Raw genomic sequence first — 20,220 nt, 5'->3', positions numbered from 1 at the left:
GTTTTTTATAATTTGATTTTCACTTCCGCACCAAAATAAGGAGCAGAGTACAACTGTGTTCGTGACAGACTGTGAGGATTGGTGTGCCATCGTGATACATTAGGAAAGTTGTTGGCCGTGAATGAAAGTTCGGCCACCTTGCCTATTTCTTTTGTAAACCGCAGGCTCAACAACACCCATGGATGCGTTACATCTTTCTCAAAGTCGTATAGATAATAACGTCCCATCATGCGTTGACGCACGACATCACGCTCTGCATCGGCCGACCAGGGATAGTAATGACCGTCCCGTGTGTAATATCCTATAGGCGCGACACCCAGATATTCATGCCCCTCATAAGTAAACTGATGATAGCGACTCTTGCCATCCGGCTGTTTATATACCGCCCTTTCGCTTTCATACCACACCACTTGCACGGCCGTAGTGAAGACCATTTTGACTGCCGGCACATGGGTAACGAAGCGGAAAGTAGAGTTGACGCGGTCCCGGATGTAGCCCGAACCGCTTGGCATGACAGGAACATAGTCGTAGTTGTAGTCAACATACCTAAGCTGGTCTTTCTCATCAGTACGCTCCGTATGGAACCAAGCGCCATTGATGCTCAAGGATGTACGCAAAAGACTGAGCGACCCCAGGTCTATGCCATATTCTATTCCATGCTTGTGCGACCGTGTATTGTTGGTTGGTCGGCTCCAAGTAGACATATCCACCTGCTCAGTTTTTCCGGCCATCATACGCACACCATTGTGCAGATAGCTCACATCCCCTGTCTCTTCATGATATTTCGGGAGGGTAGCCTCCACCGGCAGGCTGAATTTAGGGTATCTATTCCAATACAATCTGCTTTCAAATCCAAACTCATGATGATGACGCTCGTTGTAATAAGTCACAAAGCCTCTAACCTTCCCGATTCGGAAAGTAAGCCCACACTCCCATTTTTGAGTATGCGTAGGCATCAAGTCGGGGTTGCCAACCTGCCCTATCACATCTGTCTGCAGCAGAGCCAACCGGTCTTCCTCACGCTCACCGTATTTACTCAGGCACACGTTGTCATAATAAACATTGTCGGGGTAGAGATACATCAAGGTGGGCATCTTGTTGGAAATGCCATAACCACCCGTCAAAGAGAGTTCGTCTATCCATGAATTACACGTCTTGTCCAGCAGCGTATACGAAGCATTCAGTCGAGGCTCTGCAACAAACATTCCTCGCTTTCCGCCGCTCTTTCGCTTGTTCAGGAACAAGTTGCTTACCCGAAGGCCACCTTCCACCGTCAGATGCCGCTGAAAAACCTGCAACGACAGCTTGTCACTGACGAATGCCGACAGGGTGTTCAGCGCAGGAATATCCTTAAAAGCACGGGGGCGAAGGGTCTGCGTTCCCATTGACTGAGGCGGATTTTGCATGTCGAACAGCAAGCCCTTGCCATGGTTGGCACTATGAACGAACTCTACGCCCAGCTTTACATTGGTATAATTGGCGGTTCCCAATTGCAGATACTTGTTGCCCACAACCTGACCATAGAGGTTAAGTGGGGCCCCAAGAATCTCGTATTTGGAGAAATAACTCTTGTTCTTGAAGATGGCAGGATGGATGCCCGGCGTGCGGACATCCGTGATGACACCGTCGGGATTGGACACAAGATTGTCGTGTTGGTCAGTGGTTTTGGAATATTGTAACGACAGATTGTACAACAATGCCGAAAGAAAGGTACTGCGCGCATGATATTTTCCGGATACAGACAGGCGCGTTCCAATGTTCTTATTGGTGAAACGGAGCTGCATTTCCCGGTATTGTGGGTCGTCTTTGCGATTGTTGACGTTGCTGTAGAAAGCCCCTTTGATACTAAAGGTATTACGCCCGGCGGTCTTTGAATACCCTCCCGTGAACGTCAGGCGGTCGTATCCATTGCTATGTTTGCGCGTATCAGCCCACGACTGGCTCCAGTCTGCACTGAAGTTGACTGCGCCTCCGCGTTTCAAGTTGAAGCCCTTTCCTACATAAAGTAGCTTGGAAAACGGGTCAGCCTGCGCCTTCACCTCCCACGGCGTATACCCCATCTTGGTCTTGACGATGAGCATGCCCGACGTAAGGTTGCCGTATTCGACTGACGGAATGCCCCGAATTACCTCCACGCTCTCCACATTGCCGGCACTCACCGTACGCAAGTCGGCTCCACGTCCGGCCGTGGTCTGGTCGCCCATACCGTCAGCTTGCGCTCCCGAAGAAGCCCTGAACCGGGCCGTACCCAACACTTGCAGGTTGGCGTCGTTGCTTACCGGCGTGCCATCCACCACCACAAGAGCACCAAGCGCGTTGTTTCTGTCACCGTCTATCTCACGGATATGGGCTTGCGCTAACTTGTTCAGCGTGGGATTCTCAATCAGATTACCCGGAACCAGTTGCAGGATGTCGGTCACGCTCTTGGGTTGGATGTGCCTGATGGCATCTTGCCCGATGAGCGACTTCGAACCCATTGCCTGCTGTCGGGCGGTAACCTCTACCGTCTTGAGCTGCAAGCCCAACTCACGCATCTGCACCTTGAGCTGTGGGGTATGGGCGTTTATCGCCACCACTCCACTGACCGTTTCGTACCCAACGAACGTGATGCGATAATCATAACGACCGGCCGGAACGTTGAGAAACTCGAACAGCCCGTCCTTGTTCGTAAATGCCACCAAGCTGTTGTTGAGGCTGACCGAGGCCAACTCGATGGCCTGGCCATGCTCATCAGTCACCTTACCTGCAAACTTACAGCCTTGCGACTGTGCGTAAGCCTGGTTCAACAACACGCTGATACTGATGAAAAAGATAAAAACGGTCAATCTTTTCATAAGAGAAATGGAATAGGACTGCTGAAAACAACAAAAATTTTTAAGACCATAACTACCAATAATTTGCAAAAGTACTCATTTCGCCATTTTTCGACAATACCTAAAAATAGGTATTTACTTGTTTGTCGCCTCACGTACAGTCACACTTAGCCCTCCAAAAGCCAATACCTACCGACCGCTTGTTTGGCTGATTAGAGCAGAGCGTGACAAATCACGCCCCTGCGAGAACCAGAGAAAGCCGCCATAAATGTCATGTTTTTTCATAAAAAAGCGGCCTTAAAACGGCACTACGAAACTTTCAATCTGGAAAAAATCAATAGGCACACAAGATGCAAACAGATGATGATTGAGTTGGAGTAAAACGATTTTTACCACAAAAGCAATCGTATTACTTTATTAGACACATCACTTTGACGGGTAAATTACATGACTTTGCACCATAAATGCATGATGATTGCGGTACAACATGAAGGCTTTTGTCGTTTTATTACTTGAAAATTGCGGTGCAAATAGATAGACTTTGTTGTAAAACGTTGATAACTAAAACCTTGCAAATTTCGCTCATATTTAGCGTATTTGCGACAAAGAGAGGAGCGATTACTAAATACGCTAAATATGAAGAGGTTGCCTGTCAAGAAAATTCACAACTAAAACCCATTTAATTTTAAATTAACGATAGTGGGGTTCATAAGGAATCGCAGTATGAAAGTAAAGCTGCCAAAAAAATATCAACGTAAAAATTTGGCGGAAGACTAAAAAACGATTACCTTTGCACCGTCTTTTCAGCGAGTGACGCTTTTCATGAAGCAAAACAAGAGGATGAGAAGACTGAAATGTTTGTCCTATGGTGTAATGGTAGCACAACAGGTTTTGGTTCTGTTTGTAGTGGTTCGAATCCGCTTAGGACAACAAACAAAAGAAAAATAAAAAAAGGTGATTCCACATCGGAAATCACCTTTTTTATTTGTCTTAACTACAATAATTAGTTGAGGGCGTCTGTAAGTTCAGCACCAGCCTTGAACTTAGCAACCTTCTTAGCTGCGATTTTGATCTTCTGTTTTGTCAAAGGATTGATTCCTTCGCGAGCCGAACGCTCAGAAACACTGAAAGTACCGAAGCCAATGAGCTGTACTTTGTCACCTTCCTTCAAAGCTTCCTTAATGGAATCTGTTGTTGCATCCAATGCCTTCTTCGCAGCTACCTTGCTGATGCCTGCTGCCTCAGCAATCTTGTCGATTAATTCTGTTTTATTCATTACTGTTGTGTTTATAAAATGATTAATAAAAATTAATGTGCATGCTAATTGTGGACAAATATAAGTCAAACATTTCAGAAAACAAACAAAAAACCAGGAAAATTATACGATTTGCTCAAAAAATACCGATAAATCACCGATTTTATGCCGAATGATGGAGTTTTTTCGTAATTTTGCGCACATTAAAAAGACTTTTACACAACGAATTATCTATGCGCAGTATACCCACAGTTACCAAGAACTTGCTTATCATTAATGTATTGGCTTTTGCCGCCATGTACGTTTTCAGGTCACAGGTAGACCTGAATGATATTTTAGGGCTTCATTTCTTTTTGGCTTCCGACTTCCGGATTTACCAATTAGTGACCTATATGTTCATGCATGCTTCTTTCGAACACATCTTTTTCAACATGTTTGCCTTGTGGATGTTCGGCTGCGTGGTTGAACGCGTATGGGGGCCAAAGAAGTTTTTGTTCTATTACCTTTCGTGCGGTATCGGAGCCGGTTTATTCCAAGAGCTGGCGCAATACGGATCTTATATGGCCGAAGGACTTGCCGCTTACGACAGCGTGTCGTTCGACGGAATGCGCATCGCCATGGGCGACTTTCTCAACAAATGGACCACCGTGGGCGCTTCGGGAGCCGTGTACGCACTGCTCTTGGCTTTCGGCATGATTTTCCCAGAAGAGAGAATCTTTATTTTCCCGCTGCCCATCCCCATCAAAGCCAAGTGGTTCGTGATTTTCTACGCAGGTCTTTCGCTGGTGATGGCTTTGACCACAACCGGCGGGAACGTGGCCCACTTTGCTCATCTCGGTGGCATGGCATTCGGATTTTTCATGATTCGCTATTGGAAGCATCATCCTTACGGGGGGTCATCGCGATCGGACGGGCAACAATTCTTTGACAACTTGCGGGAGAAGTGGGAAGAGCACTCCCACAAGAAGGCTGACAGCGCGAAGCACGATGCCTACAACGAGCGCCAAAGTGACTGGGATTATAACGCCCAGAAGAAGCGTGAGCAAGAGGAAATAGACAAGATACTTGATAAAATTCGCAAAAGCGGTTACGACAGTTTAACGTCAGAAGAGAAACAAAAACTTTTTGACAGCAGCAATCGACGATAAGCAGAAGGGGAATGGGAAAAGCTATCAAGAAGTTTGTTTTCCAGCTCTTTGCCGGAGCAAATATCACCACCATCATCGCCATGTTACTGGTTGGCTACGCCGACCGAATCAATCCGGCCCTCCACCCTTCACTATCCAACCTGGGATTGCTACTCCCCGTGATGCTCTGCATCAATTTAGGATTTCTTGTTTTCTGGATTTTTTTCCATCCAAAGCATGTCTGGATTCCCCTGTTGGGATTTCTCGCATGCTACCAACCTATCAGGGCTTACTTCCCCATCAACCTTCCCAAACAGACACCCGAAGGTGCCATCAAGGTGCTTTCCTACAATGTTTGGTTCTTTGGTGGTAATGGTTTTGAACACGAGAACAACCCCGTGCTGGATTTTATCAAAGAGCAAGACGCAGACATCGTATGTCTTCAGGAGTCTGACGCATGGGGCAAGTACGCAGACAAAGCAAAAGCACAGATGGACTCACTATATCCATACCATGCCGGTTCGCACGCCAAGAACAAAGGAGACATCATGGATATCTACAGCCGTCACCCCATCATCAGCCAAGAAGACATCAACTATCCCTCTGAAGGCAACCACTCAACGGCTTTCTATCTGAACATTCATGGCGACACGGTGATTGTCATCAACAACCATCTGGAGTCCATCGGTCTGTCATCAGAAGACAAAGCCAACTTTAAGGGTGTTGTCAAAGGCGACATCAAGGGCGAATTAGCTCAAGTAAGCACCAAAACACTCATTAGAAAACTGGGAGAGGCGTCAAGCATTAGAGCCGCTCAAGCCGATGCAATAGCCCAATACATCGCAGCACATCGGAACAAGAGCGTGATTGTTTGCGGTGACTTCAACGACGGACCCAATTCGTATGCCCGCCGAACCATTGCCAAACAGCTGCGCGACTGCTACGTTGAAACGGCAAACGGGCCTGGCATTTCTTATCACATTGGTGGGTTTTATGTGCGCATCGATCACATGATGTGCTCGAAAGACTGGACACCCTACAACTGCAAGGTAGACAACAAAATAAAAGCAAGCGACCACTATCCCATCTATTGCTGGCTGAAAAAGGCTCCAAATGCTTAAAAATGTGCATTTAAATGCCATAAATTTTTCATACTAACAAAAAAATAGTATCTTTGCACGTCTATCAAAAGTTGTGAAAAAACAATCATCAATAATAATAAATTAAAATGCAAAACAAAGGAATTGTAATTGTAACGGCTGTCCTACTGACGCTTGCAAGCATCTTCTATTTGTCATTTTCAGTTGCCACTCGCTATTATGATGGCCAAGCAGCAAAGCTGAAAGATCCGATTGCACAACAAGAGTACAAAGACTCTGTGAAGTATCTGGGCATCTATTCTTACCAAAGATGTTTGGAAACTCAAATCGGATTGGGCCTTGACCTGAAAGGTGGTATGAACGTGATATTGGAGATATCGGTGCCTGACGTAGTAGAAATGCTCGCTGACCACAAGACAGATGCCGCCTTCGTGAAATCGATGAAAGAGGCAAGAGCAGAGGAAGAAACCAGCCAGGAAGACTTTATCTCTCTCTTTATTAAAGCGTACAAGAAGAATGCGCCAGGCCACAGATTGGCTGAAATCTTTGCCACGCAGCAACTTCAAGGCAAGGTGAACCCACAAAGCACCGACGCCGAGGTAGAGAAAGCATTGCGCCAAGAAACCCAATCGGCCATCGACAACTCGTTCAACGTCGTGCGCACGCGTATCGACCAATTTGGTGTTGTTCAGCCGAACATCCAGAAATTGGAGGGACAACAAGGTCGCATCATGGTTGAAATGCCGGGTATTCGTGAGCCAGAGCGTATGCGTAAACTGTTGCAAGGTAGTGCCAATCTCGAATTCTGGGAGACTTTCAATGCTGAAGAAATCATTCCTTACCTGACACAACTGGACGCTCGTCTGGCCAATGGCGACACACATGTGACCGACACAACCGCTGCCGACACCACTGCGGCCAAGGCCGTTGCGGATGCCAGTGAAAAGAAAGCCGTTAAAAAAGCAGATCCTAAGTTCCAACTTAAGAAAGACCAGAAAGAAGGCGACGTAAAAGTTTCGAATGAAAAACAAATCGCTGCTGCCAAGAAAGAGCACCCACTGTTGGCCATCTTGAGTACCACAGGTCGCAATGCACTGAGCCTCGTAGGTTATGCCAGTGTACGCGATACCGCAGAAGTAAACAGAATTATCCATTCAGACCTCGCCAAGCAGATTCTTCCTGCTGACTTGAAACTGCTTTGGAGTGCCAAACCAGCAGATGGACTGCAAGTGAAAAACTATTATGAACTGCATGCTTTGAAGATTACAACCACCACCGGACGCGCTCCGTTGGAAGGCGATGTGATTGTTGACGCATCCGACCAGTTTGACCACTTGTCAGGTAAGCCAGAGGTTTCCATGACCATGAACGCAGACGGTGCACGCCGCTGGTCGGCCATCACCAAGGCTAACATCGGTAGAGCTGTTGCCATTGTGTTGGACGGATTGGTGTACACCTCTCCTCGCATCCAAGGCCAAATTGATGGTGGACAATCATCCATCACGGGTAGCTTCACTATCGAAGACACCAAAGACTTGGCCAACACCCTGAAATCAGGTCGTATGCCGGCACCTGCACGCATCGTACAAGAAGAGGTTGTTGGTCCTACGCTGGGTGCACAATCTATCCAGCAAGGCATCATCTCATTCGTGATAGCCTTCGTGCTGTTGATGATCTACATGATTGTGATGTACAATTTCATCCCAGGTATGATCGCCAACTGCGCCTTGATAGTAAACGTATTCTTCACCTTGGGTATTCTAACGTCATTTCAAGCCGCCCTTACCATGTCGGGTATTGCCGGTATGGTGCTTACGTTGGGTACGGCCGTCGACGCCAACGTGCTGATATACGAACGCATCAAAGAGGAGCTGCGAGCCGGAAAGAATATGAAACAGGCGGTAGCAGCTGGTTACAGCAACGCCTTCAGTGCCATCTTCGACTCCAACTTGACATCAGCCATCACGGGTGTTATCCTGTTGATATTCGGTACGGGGCCCATCCAGGGATTTGCTACCACATGGTTAATTGGTCTGGCTTGTTCGTTCTTCAGTGCCGTATTCTTGACTCGTTTGGTTTATGAACACAAGCTGAACAAAGACAAGTGGCAGAACCTCAAGTTCTGGACGGGCATATCAGAGCACATGATGCAGAACACACGCTATAAATTTATGAGCATGTTCAAGACCAGTGGCACGATTTACGCCATTGCAATTGCCATCTGCATCGGCAGCTTTGTTGTTCGTGGTTTGAGTCAGAGCATTGACTTTACGGGTGGACGCAACTACGTTGTGACGGTTGATAAGAACACACATGTGGAGGAAGTACGCAACGCTTTGGACAATGCATTCCAAAACACGGTAGGTAAGAATATAGGCAAACCCGCAACCACCACCGTGATTGCCATCGGTACCGACGGCAAGACCTTCCGCGTATCTACCAACTACAATCTGGAAAGCAATGACCCGCAGATGGATGATCAGGCAGAAACGATTCTATATACCTCGCTGAAGAAAGCCGGACTTGTGAAGCAATCCAGTATAGAGGCATTCAAGAATCCTGATATCCGCGAAGGTGGATCAATCATCAGTTCTTCTAAAGTGGGGCCATCCATCGCTAAGGACATCACAAATAACGCCATCAAGAGCGTTGTAATTGCACTGATATGTATCTTCTTGTATATCTTACTGCGATTCCGCAACATTGGTTTCTCCATTGGTTCAGTTGCAGCATTGATTATAGACACCTTGATTGTGGTCGGCTTGTTCTCGTTATGCTACGGATGGATAGGCTTCTCCTTGGAGATTGACCAAACGTTCATCGGTGCTATCCTGACGGTGATTGGTTACGACATCAACGACTCGGTGGTGGTATTTGACCGTATCCGTGAGAACTTGAAGTTGCATCCAAAACAAGATATACAAAAGACGTTCAACGATTCTATCAACCAGACATTGGCTCGTACCATCAACACCTCAGTGTCTACATTGATTGTGTTGGTTCCAATCTTCATCCTCGGTGCTGACAGCATTCGCAGTTTCGCCTTTGCCTTAATCATCGGTGTCTTCGTTGGTACGCTCAGTTCTATCTTCTTGGCATCACCAATCGCTTACATAGTATTGGGACGCAAAATCAAGAAAGAACAAGAAGAAGAGGCTGTCGTTGTATCATAACGACATGGAACGCTGAACAAAGAAATAAACCACTAACAAGAGCGGCATAACCTCGGTGAGGTTATGCCGCTTTTATTTATGGAATGAGGAAGATGAAAAGAGGATGCTGGGACGGAACGAACGCCTATAGCCTTGTAGAACAGAGCAGAATATCAAGAGAAGCACAGGCTCGATGGACAGATAAACGACCGAGAAGCATTCTCTTAGCACATTCCATTTAGACAAAGATAGCGTATTGGCGATGTTCTAAAACAGAGAACTTAGCGTTCATCCACTAATCGTTTTCTGCACGCTTCCAAAATGTTTTCCAGTTCTACAACGGTAGATGCCCGCAGCATGGCGATGCGGGTTTGTCGGAAATCGGGGATGCCTTTGAAGATGGGACTGGCTGCCAAATGCCTCCGGGTGTGCAAGATACCACGGTATTCATCGATGCGCGATACATTGATGTGCAGCTGTTCCTTCAATATGTCTATCTTTTTATTGATGTCAAGCGACGCATCGTAAGGTTTTCCGTCGAGATAGTCACGCATCTCTTTAAAGATCCAGGGCTGTCCAAAGGCTGCCCGGCCAACCATGATGGCATCTACACCAAAACGCTCGAAAGCCTGTTTGGCTTCCTGAGGCGAGGTAATGTCGCCGTTGCCAATGATAGGAATGTGGATGTGAGGATTGTTTTTCACCCCGCCAATCAGCGTCCAATCAGCATTTCCGGTGTACATCTGACTGCGTGTGCGGCCGTGAATGGTCAGCGCTTGGATACCACAGTCTTGCAGTTGTTCGGCCAATTCGGTGATAATAAGATTGTTTTCATCCCATCCCAAGCGTGTCTTCACCGTTACTGGCGTACGCACAGCTTTGACCACCTCTCGGGTAATCTCCAACAAAAGCGGTATGTTACGCAGCATACCAGCGCCTGCACCTTTGCTTGCCACTTTCTTGACAGGACATCCAAAGTTGATGTCAATCACGTCAGGATGGGCCTGTTCAACAATCTTGGCAGCTTCCACCATAGACTCGACGTCCCTTCCGTAAATTTGTATGCCTACGGGTCGTTCGGCGTCACTAATAGTCAACTTGTTCAAACTGGCTTGAATGGACCGCACAAGTGCTTCTGCACTGACGAATTCGGTATATACCATGGATACACCAAAACGCTTACACAACTGTCTGAAACCGATGTCTGTCACGTCTTCCATCGGAGCCAACAAGATTGGTTGCACGCCTAAGTCTATGTTTCCTATCTTCATTTTCCTGAAAAGGTTACTGATTTCATCTGTATTAAGCTGCCAAGCCTAAACGACATGGCATAGAATGCTCATGAACGATGTCAATCCATGAGCAGATTCCTATCAACCCAAGAGCAAGTGGTAAATACCACCAGGTAAGGCTTTCAACACGCCTTTCATTTCCAAAGTAAAGAGAATGGCAGAGAGTTTGGCAATGGGAATGCCCGCCTGAACACTCAGCATATTGATTTGTAAGTCGTTGTTTTTTTGCAACACGCCAACAACTTGCTGTTCCTCAGCCGATAAATCCGGGAATAACTGTCGCTCTATTCCTTCATGATGTGCACGACTGAGCCTTGCATCATCTTCCCATCCCATGCTTTTAACGAAATCATAAGCATGATTGATGAGCCCTGCCACGTTGTCTCGTATCAAGTTGTTGCATCCTTCACTATATGGGCTACCCACGTTACCAGGGAAGGCAAACACCTCTCTGTTATAGGTTCGAGACAAACTGGCGGTGATTAAACCTCCACCATGGGCAGCACTTTCTACAACGATACATGCATCAGAAACTCCTGCTACGATGCGATTTCTTCTCACAAAGTTCACTTTGTCCGCATTGGTCTGCGTGAGAAATTCTGTGAGCAACCCTCCTTTTTGCACCATTTCATCGGCTGTTTGCCGATGTCTGGGAGGATAAAGATAATCCAATCCATGCGCCAGAACGCCCATTGTAGGGTATCCATTTTGCAAAGCATGGCGGTGAGCGAGGATATCTACGCCATAAGCGAGGCCGCTAACCACGAGTACTTGTGGACACAACTGCCGCAGTTCTGCCATGAACCGACGAATTAAATCCTCTCCGTAGACAGTGTTTCTTCGAGTTCCCACCACGCTGATAACACGGCGTTGGTTCAGGTTGACCGACCCTTTGTAAAACAACATCAACGGTGCATCGTCACATTCCCTGAGCCGTTGCGGGTAGTTTTCGTCATTCATGCAAAGCGGCATGACACCATTTGACACGTCCCACTCGAGCTCTTCCTCTGCTCTACGCAAGTATTGGTCTACGTTTTGAAGCGATGACACCAACTTAGGCGAAGCATCGGGCAGCACCTCTCGGATGTCATGTCGATGCTCTATCACGGCTGTCGCCGAGCCTAACCTACGATACAACTGAACCATTCCCGTAAGATGAAAATGGTTGATGCGCGTCAAAGCGATGGTGTTGATGAGTTCTTGTGGGTCTGTCATGTTCATAGATATTTAGCAAACGCGCGGTCGTAGTCTTCGCTATGTCCCAGTCGCCCATTGATTAAGCATACCAAATCAGCTTGGCAAGAGAAACATAACTTTTCATCTGCGGCACGATATAGGTCATGACAAAACTCATATCTCAATCCTTTCTTTTTCATCGATAGTCTGGATATAAAGTGGTCATCACATTTCAGTGGCACTTTATATTCCAATTTCATACGTGCCACCACGGCATCTACACCTTCTTCGTGCAGTTTGGCAAAACTCACGCCCAATGATTTTAAGAACAAGTGGCGCGTGTGTTCTGTGTAATGCAGATAATTGGCATTGTTAACGATACCCTGTATGTCGCATTCATAGTCGCGAACTTCCATTTCCGTTTCAAAAATATATTCCATTATTTCAAATTCCTTGGTTTAAAAATAATATTTAGAGAAGGCGTATAGCCAATGATTCTCTTACATGTTCTGTTGTTTACCTTTCAAATATTCATAGCCAAAACGACAACGCAGACATTCTTTCCGGTCACAATATTGCGTCTTGAGTTGGATTAAAGCCTGGGTGTCGCCAGCATTTTGTACATCAAGGCCACATTGTTGCCACATGGTGACAATGTGGTTTCGCTCTGGTTTGAGCTGTTCCAGATAATGAATGGCCTGTTCGCAAAGCGATTCTGACGACTCGTGCCGACCATAGGCGAACAAAAATGGAATGGCGGTGTTGATGAGAAGAACGTTCAGTGACGCTTCCGAAAGCCGTTTTTCGCTCTTCCTACTCACCGAACCAAACACATAATGAGTTTCCCAATAGGGCGAAACAGCCGATTTCATCGCTACTTTTAAGTCGTCAAGGGTCTCACTTTCCACCAAATTACGCAATCCAAACCGACGGGAATGGTATAGATTGGCCAACTGTGCGATGCGGATGTAGGGAAAATTTTGCGGGCGCAATCGCAAGAATCTCCACATTTTTCCATCGATGGGTTGTAGCGAGAACTTTCGTTGCAGATAGAGATATTCTGTTCGCAGACGCTCAAAATAGCCCTCTTCATCCATCGTTCCGTGATATTTCTGCGGAATAAGATGACGCTCGAGTAATCCTGCTTGCCCCATAAAGAACGCCTCTATCTGAAACAGGTCATCGCGATGATGATCCACAGCGTGCAACGGAATCGACCTTGCCCACTGTTCAAAGGCCTCTCCATTGATGCCAAATCCATAGTTGCGCGCCAATGTGATGAAGAGAGCAGCCTCCCAATCGCCGTCACACTGCTGCAAACGGCGTTCGATGTCATGCGTTTTTTGTTCTAAACGCTCTGTCTGCAAGGCCGACATCCATGCGTGAATCGTCAAAGTTGACAGGTTGGGAATAATCTCATAGCACGGAGGATAGGTGTCGATGGTCTGCAATTGCTCGTAATGCTGCGCAACCGAAGCTGGCACAGAAAGCTGCAACTGGGGCACAACACGACCACTCTCGGTTTTTACTTCCGCATCAATTTCACCCGCGACGTGCAGTATCACATTGTTATAAGCCGCATCTTGCTCGTGGCGATGCACATACCAGTCGCTCGTCCTGACGTGTATTTCCACATTACCCACCCACACCGTGTTGCCTATCTTGACTTTAGCATTGAGAAAATCAGGACCCGAATTGGCATTATGCAGCCCCACATCTATCACTTCCAACGCTTGGTTGTCAGTGGTAGTGAGTTGCCGTAATGTAAACAGGCGATGCTTCCAACAATAATGCAATAGCTGCTCCATGATTTTAAAACTGTTTTCAAGCTCGACGAAATGTGGCCAAACGAGCGGCAACAGATGGGGGTTCATCCCGATGATGCATGCCCATGAAAGGCTCTCTACATCACCTGACTACCTGGTTTGACAGGATGTTCGAGGGCCGTGACACTGAGCGAACCGTCAAAGTCCTCGGCAGAAAGTATCATACCCTGGCTCTCTATGCCCATCAACTTACGCGGTGCCAGGTTGGCAATGAAGCAAACATCCTTACCAATGAGGCTTTCTGGCTCGTAGAACTTGGCAATACCACTGACAATGGTGCGGTCTTTACCCGAACCGTCATCGATGGTAAACTTCAGCAACTTATTGGCTTTCTTCACACGCTCACAGTGTTTGATATGTCCAACACGGATGTCTAACTTCTCAAAATCAGCGAAATCAATTGTCTGCTTGATGGGTTTAGCCGTGTAGGCAGCAGCAGCATTGGCCTTCTTCGTATCTTCCAACTTTTTAAGTTGCAGCTCAATGATCTCGTCTTCAATCTTCTCAAAAAGCAATTCTGGCTCAGCCAGCTGGTGACCAGCCTTTAACAAATCATGGTTCCCCAACAAATTCCAGTCGCAAGTATCCATCTTAATGAGGCGACGAAGCTTCTCTGAAGAGAACGGTAAGAATGGTTCGAAGGCAATGGCGAGGTTGGCTACCAACTGTAATGAGATGTACAAAACGGTTTTCACACGTTCTGGATCGGTCTTCCAAACTTTCCATGGCTCACATTCGGTCATGTATTTGTTGCCGATTCTGGCCAGGTTCATAGCTTCTTTCTGCGCTTCTCTGAACTTGAACGCATCGAGATAACCCTCCACTTTGTTCTTCACGTCCTTAAACTCATCAAGCGCTTGCTTGTCAACATCGAGCAATTCTCCACATGGAGGCACCACTCCGCCGAAATATTTCTTGGTCAACTGCAACGCTCGGTTCACGAAATTGCCGTAGATAGCCACCAATTCCGAGTTGTTACGTTCTTGAAAATCTTTCCAAGTAAAGTTGTTATCCTTGGTTTCAGGAGCATTGGCTGTGAGTACATAGCGCAGCACATCCTGCTTACCAGGAAGGTCAACCAAGTACTCGTGCAACCAAACAGCCCAGTTGCGAGAGGTAGATATCTTATCATCCTCCAGGTTGAGGAACTCGTTAGACGGCACGTTGTCGGGCAAAATATAGCCGCCATGGGCTTTCAACATCGTGGGGAAAATCAGACAATGGAACACGATGTTATCCTTGCCGATGAAGTGTACCAGTCGGGTGTCTTGGTCTTTCCACCACTTTTCCCATGAACCCCAGCGTTCAGGTTCTTTCTCACATAGCTCCTTAGTATTCGATATGTACCCGATGGGGGCGTCGAACCAAACGTAAAGCACCTTGCCTTCGGCTCCTTCTATAGGCACAGGGATACCCCAGTCAAGGTCACGCGTCATGGCACGAGGCTGCAAATCAAGGTCCAACCAACTCTTACACTGGCCATACACATTGGATCGCCACTCTTGATGCCCCTCCAGAATCCATTTCTTGAGCCATGGTTGGTACTCGTTGAGCGGCAGATACCAGTTTTTGGTCTTCTTGATGACCGGTTTTGAACCGCTGATGGCCGACTTCGGATTAATCAATTCCATGGGTGAAAGGTCGCTGCCGCAATGCTCACATTGGTCCCCATAGGCGCCTTCATGGTGACAATGGGGACACTCGCCCGTGATATAGCGGTCGGCCAAGAACTGATGTGCTTCCTCATCATAATACTGTTCAGTTTCTTGTTCCAACAGTTTCCCATCCTCGTACAACTTCTTGAAGAAGTCAGAAGCCAGCTTATGATGTATTTTTGAGGTAGTTCGGGAATAGATGTCGAAGCTGATGCCGAACTCCTCGAAGCTCTTTTTGATGAGCGAATGATAGCGGTCCACCACATCTTGCGGCGTTACGCCCTCTTTCCTGGCGCGGATGGTGATGGGTACACCGTGCTCATCGCTGCCACCGATGAAGATAACGTCTTCCTTTTTCAGGCGCAAGTAGCGCACATAGATGTCGGCCGGCACGTAAACTCCAGCCAGATGGCCGATATGAACTCCACCGTTTGCGTATGGCAAGGCCGCCGTAACGGTTGTCCGCTTGAATTTTTTCTCCTCCATGAGTATAGCTGTTTTTTAATGTTTCTTCATGCAAAATTACGACAAATCAAAGAGATGGCAAAATAATGGGAGCAGTTAAAACAGCATCCTGCTGTGCTATCGCTCAGCCCAGTCGCCCCTGTCCAGACTTCGATAGCCTATGGCCTCAGCCAAATGTTCGGTCTTGACATGCTCACTACCCTCCAAATCTGCGATGGTACGGGCCACTTTCAGAATTCTATTGTAGGCTCGAGCCGACAAACTCAGCCGTTCCATCGCCATGCGGAGCATGTTGATGCCATCGGCATCGGGTTCGGCAAAGCGATGAATCATGCGCTCCGTCATTTGCGCGTTGCAATAAGTACCCTTGCAGTCTTTATACCTTTCAATCTGAATGGCACGGGCCGCAATGACACGTTCACGGATATTAGCGCTAGGTTCTCCAGGAGCTGCCTTGGAAATATCCTTGAAAGGCACGGGCGTGATTTCACATTGTATGTCAATGCGGTCGAGCAATGGACCGCTAATCTTATTGAGGTATCGCTGGATTTGACCGGGAGTACAGACGCATGTATGCGTGGGATCGCCATAATAACCACACGGACAGGGATTCATCGACGCCACAAACATAAAACTACAAGGGTATTCAATGGTGTACTTCGCACGCGAGATGGTGATCTTCCGGTCTTCCAATGGTTGGCGCAACACTTCCAACGTGGATTTATTAAACTCGGGAAGCTCGTCACAGAACAAAACGCCATGATGGGCCAACGTAATCTCTCCGGGCTGCGGCGTGGACCCGCCGCCCACCAATGCCACCTCACTAATGGTATGATGTGGGGCGCGGAATGGGCGCTGCGCTATCAATGACATATCAGCACCCAGCTTACCTGCGATGCTGTGGACCTGTGTTGTTTCCAAACTTTCGGCCAACGTGAGGGGTGGAAGAATGGTTGGCAGGCGTTTGGCCATCATGGATTTTCCACTTCCGGGCGGTCCCACCATGATGAGGTTGTGCCCTCCGGCCGCCGCTACCTCCAACGCTCGCTTCACGTTTTCCTGTCCTCGAACATCACTATAATCAAGGTCAAACCGATATTGGTGTTCGTAAAACTCTTTTCGGGTATCGATGACGGTGGGTTCAAACGACTTGGCTCCCGTCAAAAACTGCACGACATCCACCATCGAGTCCATGCCATAGACCTCCAAATTGTTGACAACCGCGGCTTCACGCACATTCTGTTTGGGGACAATCAACCCCTTAAAATGCTCCTTACGGGCACGAATGGCGATGGGAAGTGCGCCCTTCACTGCCTGCAAGGTACCATCAAGACTTAACTCACCCACCATCATATACTGGTCGAGCACCTCAGAAACGATGCTGCCATTAGCGGCCAAGATGGCAATTGCCAAGGGCAAATCGAAGCTGCTACCCTCCTTACGAAGGTCGGCCGGTGCCATGTTCACCGTGATGTCAGCATGCGGAAACTTGTAACCATTGAACTGCATGGCGGCAGCAATACGGCTACGCCCTTCCTTCACGGCCTCATCTCCCAGTCCGGTGAAATGGTACATGATGCCGTTTGTTAAACTAACTTCAATAGTCACAGTTGTCACTTCCATTCCGTTGACAGCTGCACAATAGGTTTTAACCAGCATGATAAGTCGCTTTAGATCAACTCTTCCAACTTCTTCATGAGAGCCTGAGCGTCAAGTCCACATGCTACTACGAGTCCGTTTTTCAAGATGATATTATAAGGTATGGATGAAATGCCTAATTGTCGGACAAGATTGCCCTCGAACAACGCCTCATCACAGATGTTCGACCATCGAATGGAGTCACGATCCAACGTCTCCTTGCAGGCCTTTTTGCTGGGGTCAATCGATAGTCCAACCACCTTGAGGCGACCAGCATGTTTCTTCTGGAACTGATTGAGCTGCCGCTGTATATCCAGACTTTCGTAACTCCACGAAGTCCAAACATTGATGACGGCCAGTGGAGCCTGACTCAAAACTGCGCTGGTCACCACATTGCCGTTCACATCAGTCACCGAGAAGGATGGCAATCGGTCACCTTCTACCACATTTCCTCCCGAGAGTTGCCGTTGCAACCGGCTCAAAGCCCCATTCTTGGGCTGTTTCTTCACCATCACACCCACCAGCTGTTTGGCCTTGGGGTAGTTGGGCTTGGGCGTTCTGAGAAAGTACTTGGCAACAAGATACCTGCCTACATCCGAGCTGGGATGGTCGTTCACAAACTGTTCTACGTATTTCAATACCTCTGGAGGAGATGCGTTGGCTATCTTCTTCTTGAACTTAGACATCAGCTCGTTGTCATCCGTTCCTTTCACTTCCAATTCCTTCAAATGCGAAGCATCCCCCTTCACCTCAACCTTTTTACCAGGTACAGCAAAGACGGGATGTTCTGAAAAGTTAGAAAACACGATGAGCAACGTTCCTGGTTTCTCGCAAGGAATCTCGTACGTGAACCGCCCTCCCGTCACCTTGATGGTGTCCATTCCATCGATGATGCCATCGGGACTGTAAACGTAAAACTCACCTTGGTTGAGATGCAGCAGCCGGCCATCGAGTTTAAAATGATGACTGTCGGTACCGCACGACATCAAAACCAAAGTGAGCCAAAAGAAATAGGCAATATGCTTCATAGCAAACTGTTGCCTTATCTCAAGATAGACAATTCTAAATCGTTGTCAGCGTATGTCTTTAATGAGGGGTCTTTCTTCAAAGCCTCTTTCAAATAAGATTCTGCAGCAAACTTGTTACCACGACGTGCAGCCACGATGGCGTGCAGATAGTCGGTCAAAGCATTGGGGTTAGCTACCTTGTCAAGCGTAGCCGCTGCTGCAGCATAGTTCTTGTTCATCAACTGTGCAAGTGCCGCACTGTTGCTGTTAACATCTTCAAAGTCTTTCTCTGCTTGTGCAAAATTGCCCTTTGCCAGATTCAAACTGCCGATAGCCACGTTTACATTCTGTTCGCCCAGTGCCTTGGCGATGCTGGTTTCGGCCTCTTTCACGTTGCCGTTAACCAGTTCCATGATACCCAGATTAGCCAAAGCCTCAGGAGCTTGCGGATTAACACGCAAAGCACGTTCGAGATAACGTGTGGCTTCCATCTCGTCACCCTTCATGAATGCCAAGGTTGCCAGGTTGTTCAAAGCCCGATAGTCTTTGTCATAATATTCTGCCGTGCGCTTGTAGATTTCTTCCTTCTTGGCCACATTGTCTTCCAAAGTAGCATAATAGAGCATTTCCTCCACGCCAAGTTTGGTAGCATCGGTGGCATACTGTGCCTTGATTTGTTCATCACTTCTGCCGATAGTCTCATAGTTAATGATCAGGCGAGAACGACGCAACTCAGGCAAAATGCCGTCTGCCAATTCGCGGAAAGCCGCGCTCATGTTACGAATCTGCTGCTCTCTCTGCTCGGGGTCTTTGTACATGGACAGCACGCGCAGGATGACATCCTTGTCTTGAATGTTGCTGGCCTGAACCAATTTCTGGAAACCATCCCAGTCTTGTGCGGTGTAGTGAGCGTCAATACCAGTGGCCACACCCGTCTGCTTCAGCTGCGATTTAACATAAGCCTCAGATGTATTCTGGCGTTTGCCAGCCAACTTGTCGTTGAAACTGAATCCACCTTCCGGTGATGCATAAGCCTGAACCTCAACGTTGCGGATGTTCAATTTCTCGCGATCGGCGTTGATACGCTTCAACATGGCAACGAACTCCTTGACAGAATTGTTTTTCAATTCACTCCGGCGCAAGTTGGCTTGATTCACCAAAAACTTGATATTGGCCTCTTGCTTCCGCGCATTGACACGCTGGAATGAATCAGGAGCGATGCAACCACCGTCACCCAGCAGCAATTGCTTGTACAGTTCGGACGTAGCAACCACGCCCTCGGCCACCTTCACGGCCGGTATATTAATCTTCTTATTGCCCCTGCGAGCGCTGAAAGTAAGATACATGTCACTTTTCTGCATGGCTGGAACGAAATCAAACGCCGTCTTCATGGTGTAACGTCCGCCCAAACGATAAGAAATCATCTGATCGTTTCCCAGCACTTTCTCGCCTTGGAACGTAGATCCCGCCCCTTTGGCAACCTGACCGTTTCCATATCTTAGTTCAGGAACCACTGTCACAACAGCGTTTTTCTTCATGTATTTTTCAGGAAAAGCACCATTGATGGTAGCAGGAACCTGACCGCCTTTTGTCTCTAACGGATTGGGGGTAACCGTGAAATTGTCTGCTGACAACGCTCCCATTTTAGAACATGAGGTGAATGCCAGCACTGAACATACTGATAAAGTAAAGATGAGATTTTTGCGCATAGTAA

The 20,220-nt window shown here is 47.6% G+C and carries 13 protein-coding genes and 1 tRNA gene; 4 read left to right on the top strand and 10 right to left on the bottom strand.

The features are described from left to right. Positions 1 to 5 precede the first annotated feature (5 nt). Positions 6 to 2,834 carry a TonB-dependent receptor gene (locus HMPREF1254_RS10070; protein ID WP_023058532.1) on the bottom strand — a complete coding sequence of 943 codons (2,829 nt, stop codon included), beginning with the start codon at positions 2,832 to 2,834 and terminating at the stop codon, positions 6 to 8. 838 nt (positions 2,835 to 3,672) lie between these two features. Between HMPREF1254_RS10070 and HMPREF1254_RS10065 the strand changes: the two genes are divergently transcribed. Continuing rightward, positions 3,673 to 3,743, top strand: a tRNA-Gln gene (locus tag HMPREF1254_RS10065). A 73-nt stretch (positions 3,744 to 3,816) separates the two neighbouring features. Here HMPREF1254_RS10065 and HMPREF1254_RS10060 read toward each other — a convergent pair. Beyond that, the gene (locus HMPREF1254_RS10060) at positions 3,817 to 4,089 is read right to left on the bottom strand and encodes an HU family DNA-binding protein (protein ID WP_023058604.1); all 273 of its coding nucleotides are present in this window, start codon (positions 4,087 to 4,089) and stop codon (positions 3,817 to 3,819) included. Between the two features lie 212 nt (positions 4,090 to 4,301). Here HMPREF1254_RS10060 and HMPREF1254_RS10055 point away from each other — a divergent pair, with 212 nt between their 5' ends. From HMPREF1254_RS10055 to secDF, 3 genes are all read left to right on the top strand, one after another. Beyond that, on the top strand, positions 4,302 to 5,216 hold the full coding sequence (locus HMPREF1254_RS10055) for a rhomboid family intramembrane serine protease (RefSeq protein ID WP_023058551.1): 915 nt from the start codon (positions 4,302 to 4,304) through the stop codon (positions 5,214 to 5,216). An 11-nt stretch (positions 5,217 to 5,227) separates the two neighbouring features. Then, positions 5,228 to 6,316: an endonuclease/exonuclease/phosphatase family protein gene (locus HMPREF1254_RS10050; RefSeq protein WP_023058561.1), complete on the top strand. Its 1,089-nt coding sequence runs from the start codon at positions 5,228 to 5,230 to the stop codon at positions 6,314 to 6,316. Positions 6,317 to 6,423: 107 nt separating this feature from the next. Further along, the gene (gene secDF / locus HMPREF1254_RS10045; RefSeq protein WP_023058625.1) at positions 6,424 to 9,468 is read left to right on the top strand and encodes a protein translocase subunit SecDF; all 3,045 of its coding nucleotides are present in this window, start codon (positions 6,424 to 6,426) and stop codon (positions 9,466 to 9,468) included. A gap of 260 nt (positions 9,469 to 9,728) precedes the next feature. On the opposite strand, the gene dusB is transcribed toward secDF, so the two are convergent. The 8 genes from dusB to HMPREF1254_RS10005 all read right to left on the bottom strand — a co-directional run bounded on the left by dusB (position 9,729) and on the right by HMPREF1254_RS10005 (position 20,215). Further along, positions 9,729 to 10,718: a tRNA dihydrouridine synthase DusB gene (gene dusB / locus HMPREF1254_RS10040; RefSeq protein WP_023058528.1), complete on the bottom strand. Its 990-nt coding sequence runs from the start codon at positions 10,716 to 10,718 to the stop codon at positions 9,729 to 9,731. Positions 10,719 to 10,820: 102 nt separating this feature from the next. Then, complete coding sequence (dprA, locus tag HMPREF1254_RS10035) at positions 10,821 to 11,954, bottom strand: DNA-processing protein DprA (RefSeq protein ID WP_036878602.1); 1,134 nt, start codon at positions 11,952 to 11,954, stop codon at positions 10,821 to 10,823. A 2-nt stretch (positions 11,955 to 11,956) separates the two neighbouring features. Next, positions 11,957 to 12,355: an acyl-CoA thioesterase gene (locus tag HMPREF1254_RS10030; protein WP_023058530.1), complete on the bottom strand. Its 399-nt coding sequence runs from the start codon at positions 12,353 to 12,355 to the stop codon at positions 11,957 to 11,959. Between the two features lie 60 nt (positions 12,356 to 12,415). Further along, positions 12,416 to 13,723 (bottom strand): DUF2851 family protein, encoded by a 1,308-nt coding sequence (locus tag HMPREF1254_RS10025; RefSeq protein WP_023058615.1) that lies wholly within the window; start codon positions 13,721 to 13,723, stop codon positions 12,416 to 12,418. 95 nt (positions 13,724 to 13,818) lie between these two features. Next, the gene (gene metG / locus HMPREF1254_RS10020) at positions 13,819 to 15,882 is read right to left on the bottom strand and encodes a methionine--tRNA ligase (RefSeq protein WP_023058556.1); all 2,064 of its coding nucleotides are present in this window, start codon (positions 15,880 to 15,882) and stop codon (positions 13,819 to 13,821) included. 96 nt (positions 15,883 to 15,978) lie between these two features. Beyond that, complete coding sequence (locus HMPREF1254_RS10015; protein WP_023058628.1) at positions 15,979 to 17,520, bottom strand: YifB family Mg chelatase-like AAA ATPase; 1,542 nt, start codon at positions 17,518 to 17,520, stop codon at positions 15,979 to 15,981. Between the two features lie 11 nt (positions 17,521 to 17,531). Further along, on the bottom strand, positions 17,532 to 18,527 hold the full coding sequence (locus HMPREF1254_RS10010) for a DUF4369 domain-containing protein (RefSeq protein ID WP_023058554.1): 996 nt from the start codon (positions 18,525 to 18,527) through the stop codon (positions 17,532 to 17,534). A gap of 14 nt (positions 18,528 to 18,541) precedes the next feature. Continuing rightward, positions 18,542 to 20,215: a tetratricopeptide repeat protein gene (locus tag HMPREF1254_RS10005; protein WP_023058520.1), complete on the bottom strand. Its 1,674-nt coding sequence runs from the start codon at positions 20,213 to 20,215 to the stop codon at positions 18,542 to 18,544. Positions 20,216 to 20,220 lie beyond the last annotated feature (5 nt).

This window comes from Prevotella sp. BV3P1, assembly GCF_000479005.1.
Classification (GTDB): domain Bacteria; phylum Bacteroidota; class Bacteroidia; order Bacteroidales; family Bacteroidaceae; genus Prevotella.
This window is presented reverse-complemented; position numbering and strand designations above follow the sequence as displayed.

What these genes read in the sequence shown, in the direction of transcription:
- HMPREF1254_RS10070 (WP_023058532.1), bottom strand. Translation starts at nt 2,834, where the DNA reads ATGAAAAGATTGACCGTTTTTATCTTTTTCATCAGTATCAGCGTGTTG.
- HMPREF1254_RS10060 (WP_023058604.1), bottom strand. Translation starts at nt 4,089, where the DNA reads ATGAATAAAACAGAATTAATCGACAAGATTGCTGAGGCAGCAGGCATC.
- HMPREF1254_RS10055 (WP_023058551.1), top strand. Translation starts at nt 4,302, where the DNA reads ATGCGCAGTATACCCACAGTTACCAAGAACTTGCTTATCATTAATGTA.
- HMPREF1254_RS10050 (WP_023058561.1), top strand. Translation starts at nt 5,228, where the DNA reads ATGGGAAAAGCTATCAAGAAGTTTGTTTTCCAGCTCTTTGCCGGAGCA.
- secDF (WP_023058625.1), top strand. Translation starts at nt 6,424, where the DNA reads ATGCAAAACAAAGGAATTGTAATTGTAACGGCTGTCCTACTGACGCTT.
- dusB (WP_023058528.1), bottom strand. Translation starts at nt 10,718, where the DNA reads ATGAAGATAGGAAACATAGACTTAGGCGTGCAACCAATCTTGTTGGCT.
- dprA (WP_036878602.1), bottom strand. Translation starts at nt 11,954, where the DNA reads ATGACAGACCCACAAGAACTCATCAACACCATCGCTTTGACGCGCATC.
- HMPREF1254_RS10030 (WP_023058530.1), bottom strand. Translation starts at nt 12,355, where the DNA reads ATGGAATATATTTTTGAAACGGAAATGGAAGTTCGCGACTATGAATGC.
- HMPREF1254_RS10025 (WP_023058615.1), bottom strand. Translation starts at nt 13,723, where the DNA reads ATGGAGCAGCTATTGCATTATTGTTGGAAGCATCGCCTGTTTACATTA.
- metG (WP_023058556.1), bottom strand. Translation starts at nt 15,882, where the DNA reads ATGGAGGAGAAAAAATTCAAGCGGACAACCGTTACGGCGGCCTTGCCA.
- HMPREF1254_RS10015 (WP_023058628.1), bottom strand. Translation starts at nt 17,520, where the DNA reads ATGCTGGTTAAAACCTATTGTGCAGCTGTCAACGGAATGGAAGTGACA.
- HMPREF1254_RS10010 (WP_023058554.1), bottom strand. Translation starts at nt 18,527, where the DNA reads ATGAAGCATATTGCCTATTTCTTTTGGCTCACTTTGGTTTTGATGTCG.
- HMPREF1254_RS10005 (WP_023058520.1), bottom strand. Translation starts at nt 20,215, where the DNA reads ATGCGCAAAAATCTCATCTTTACTTTATCAGTATGTTCAGTGCTGGCA.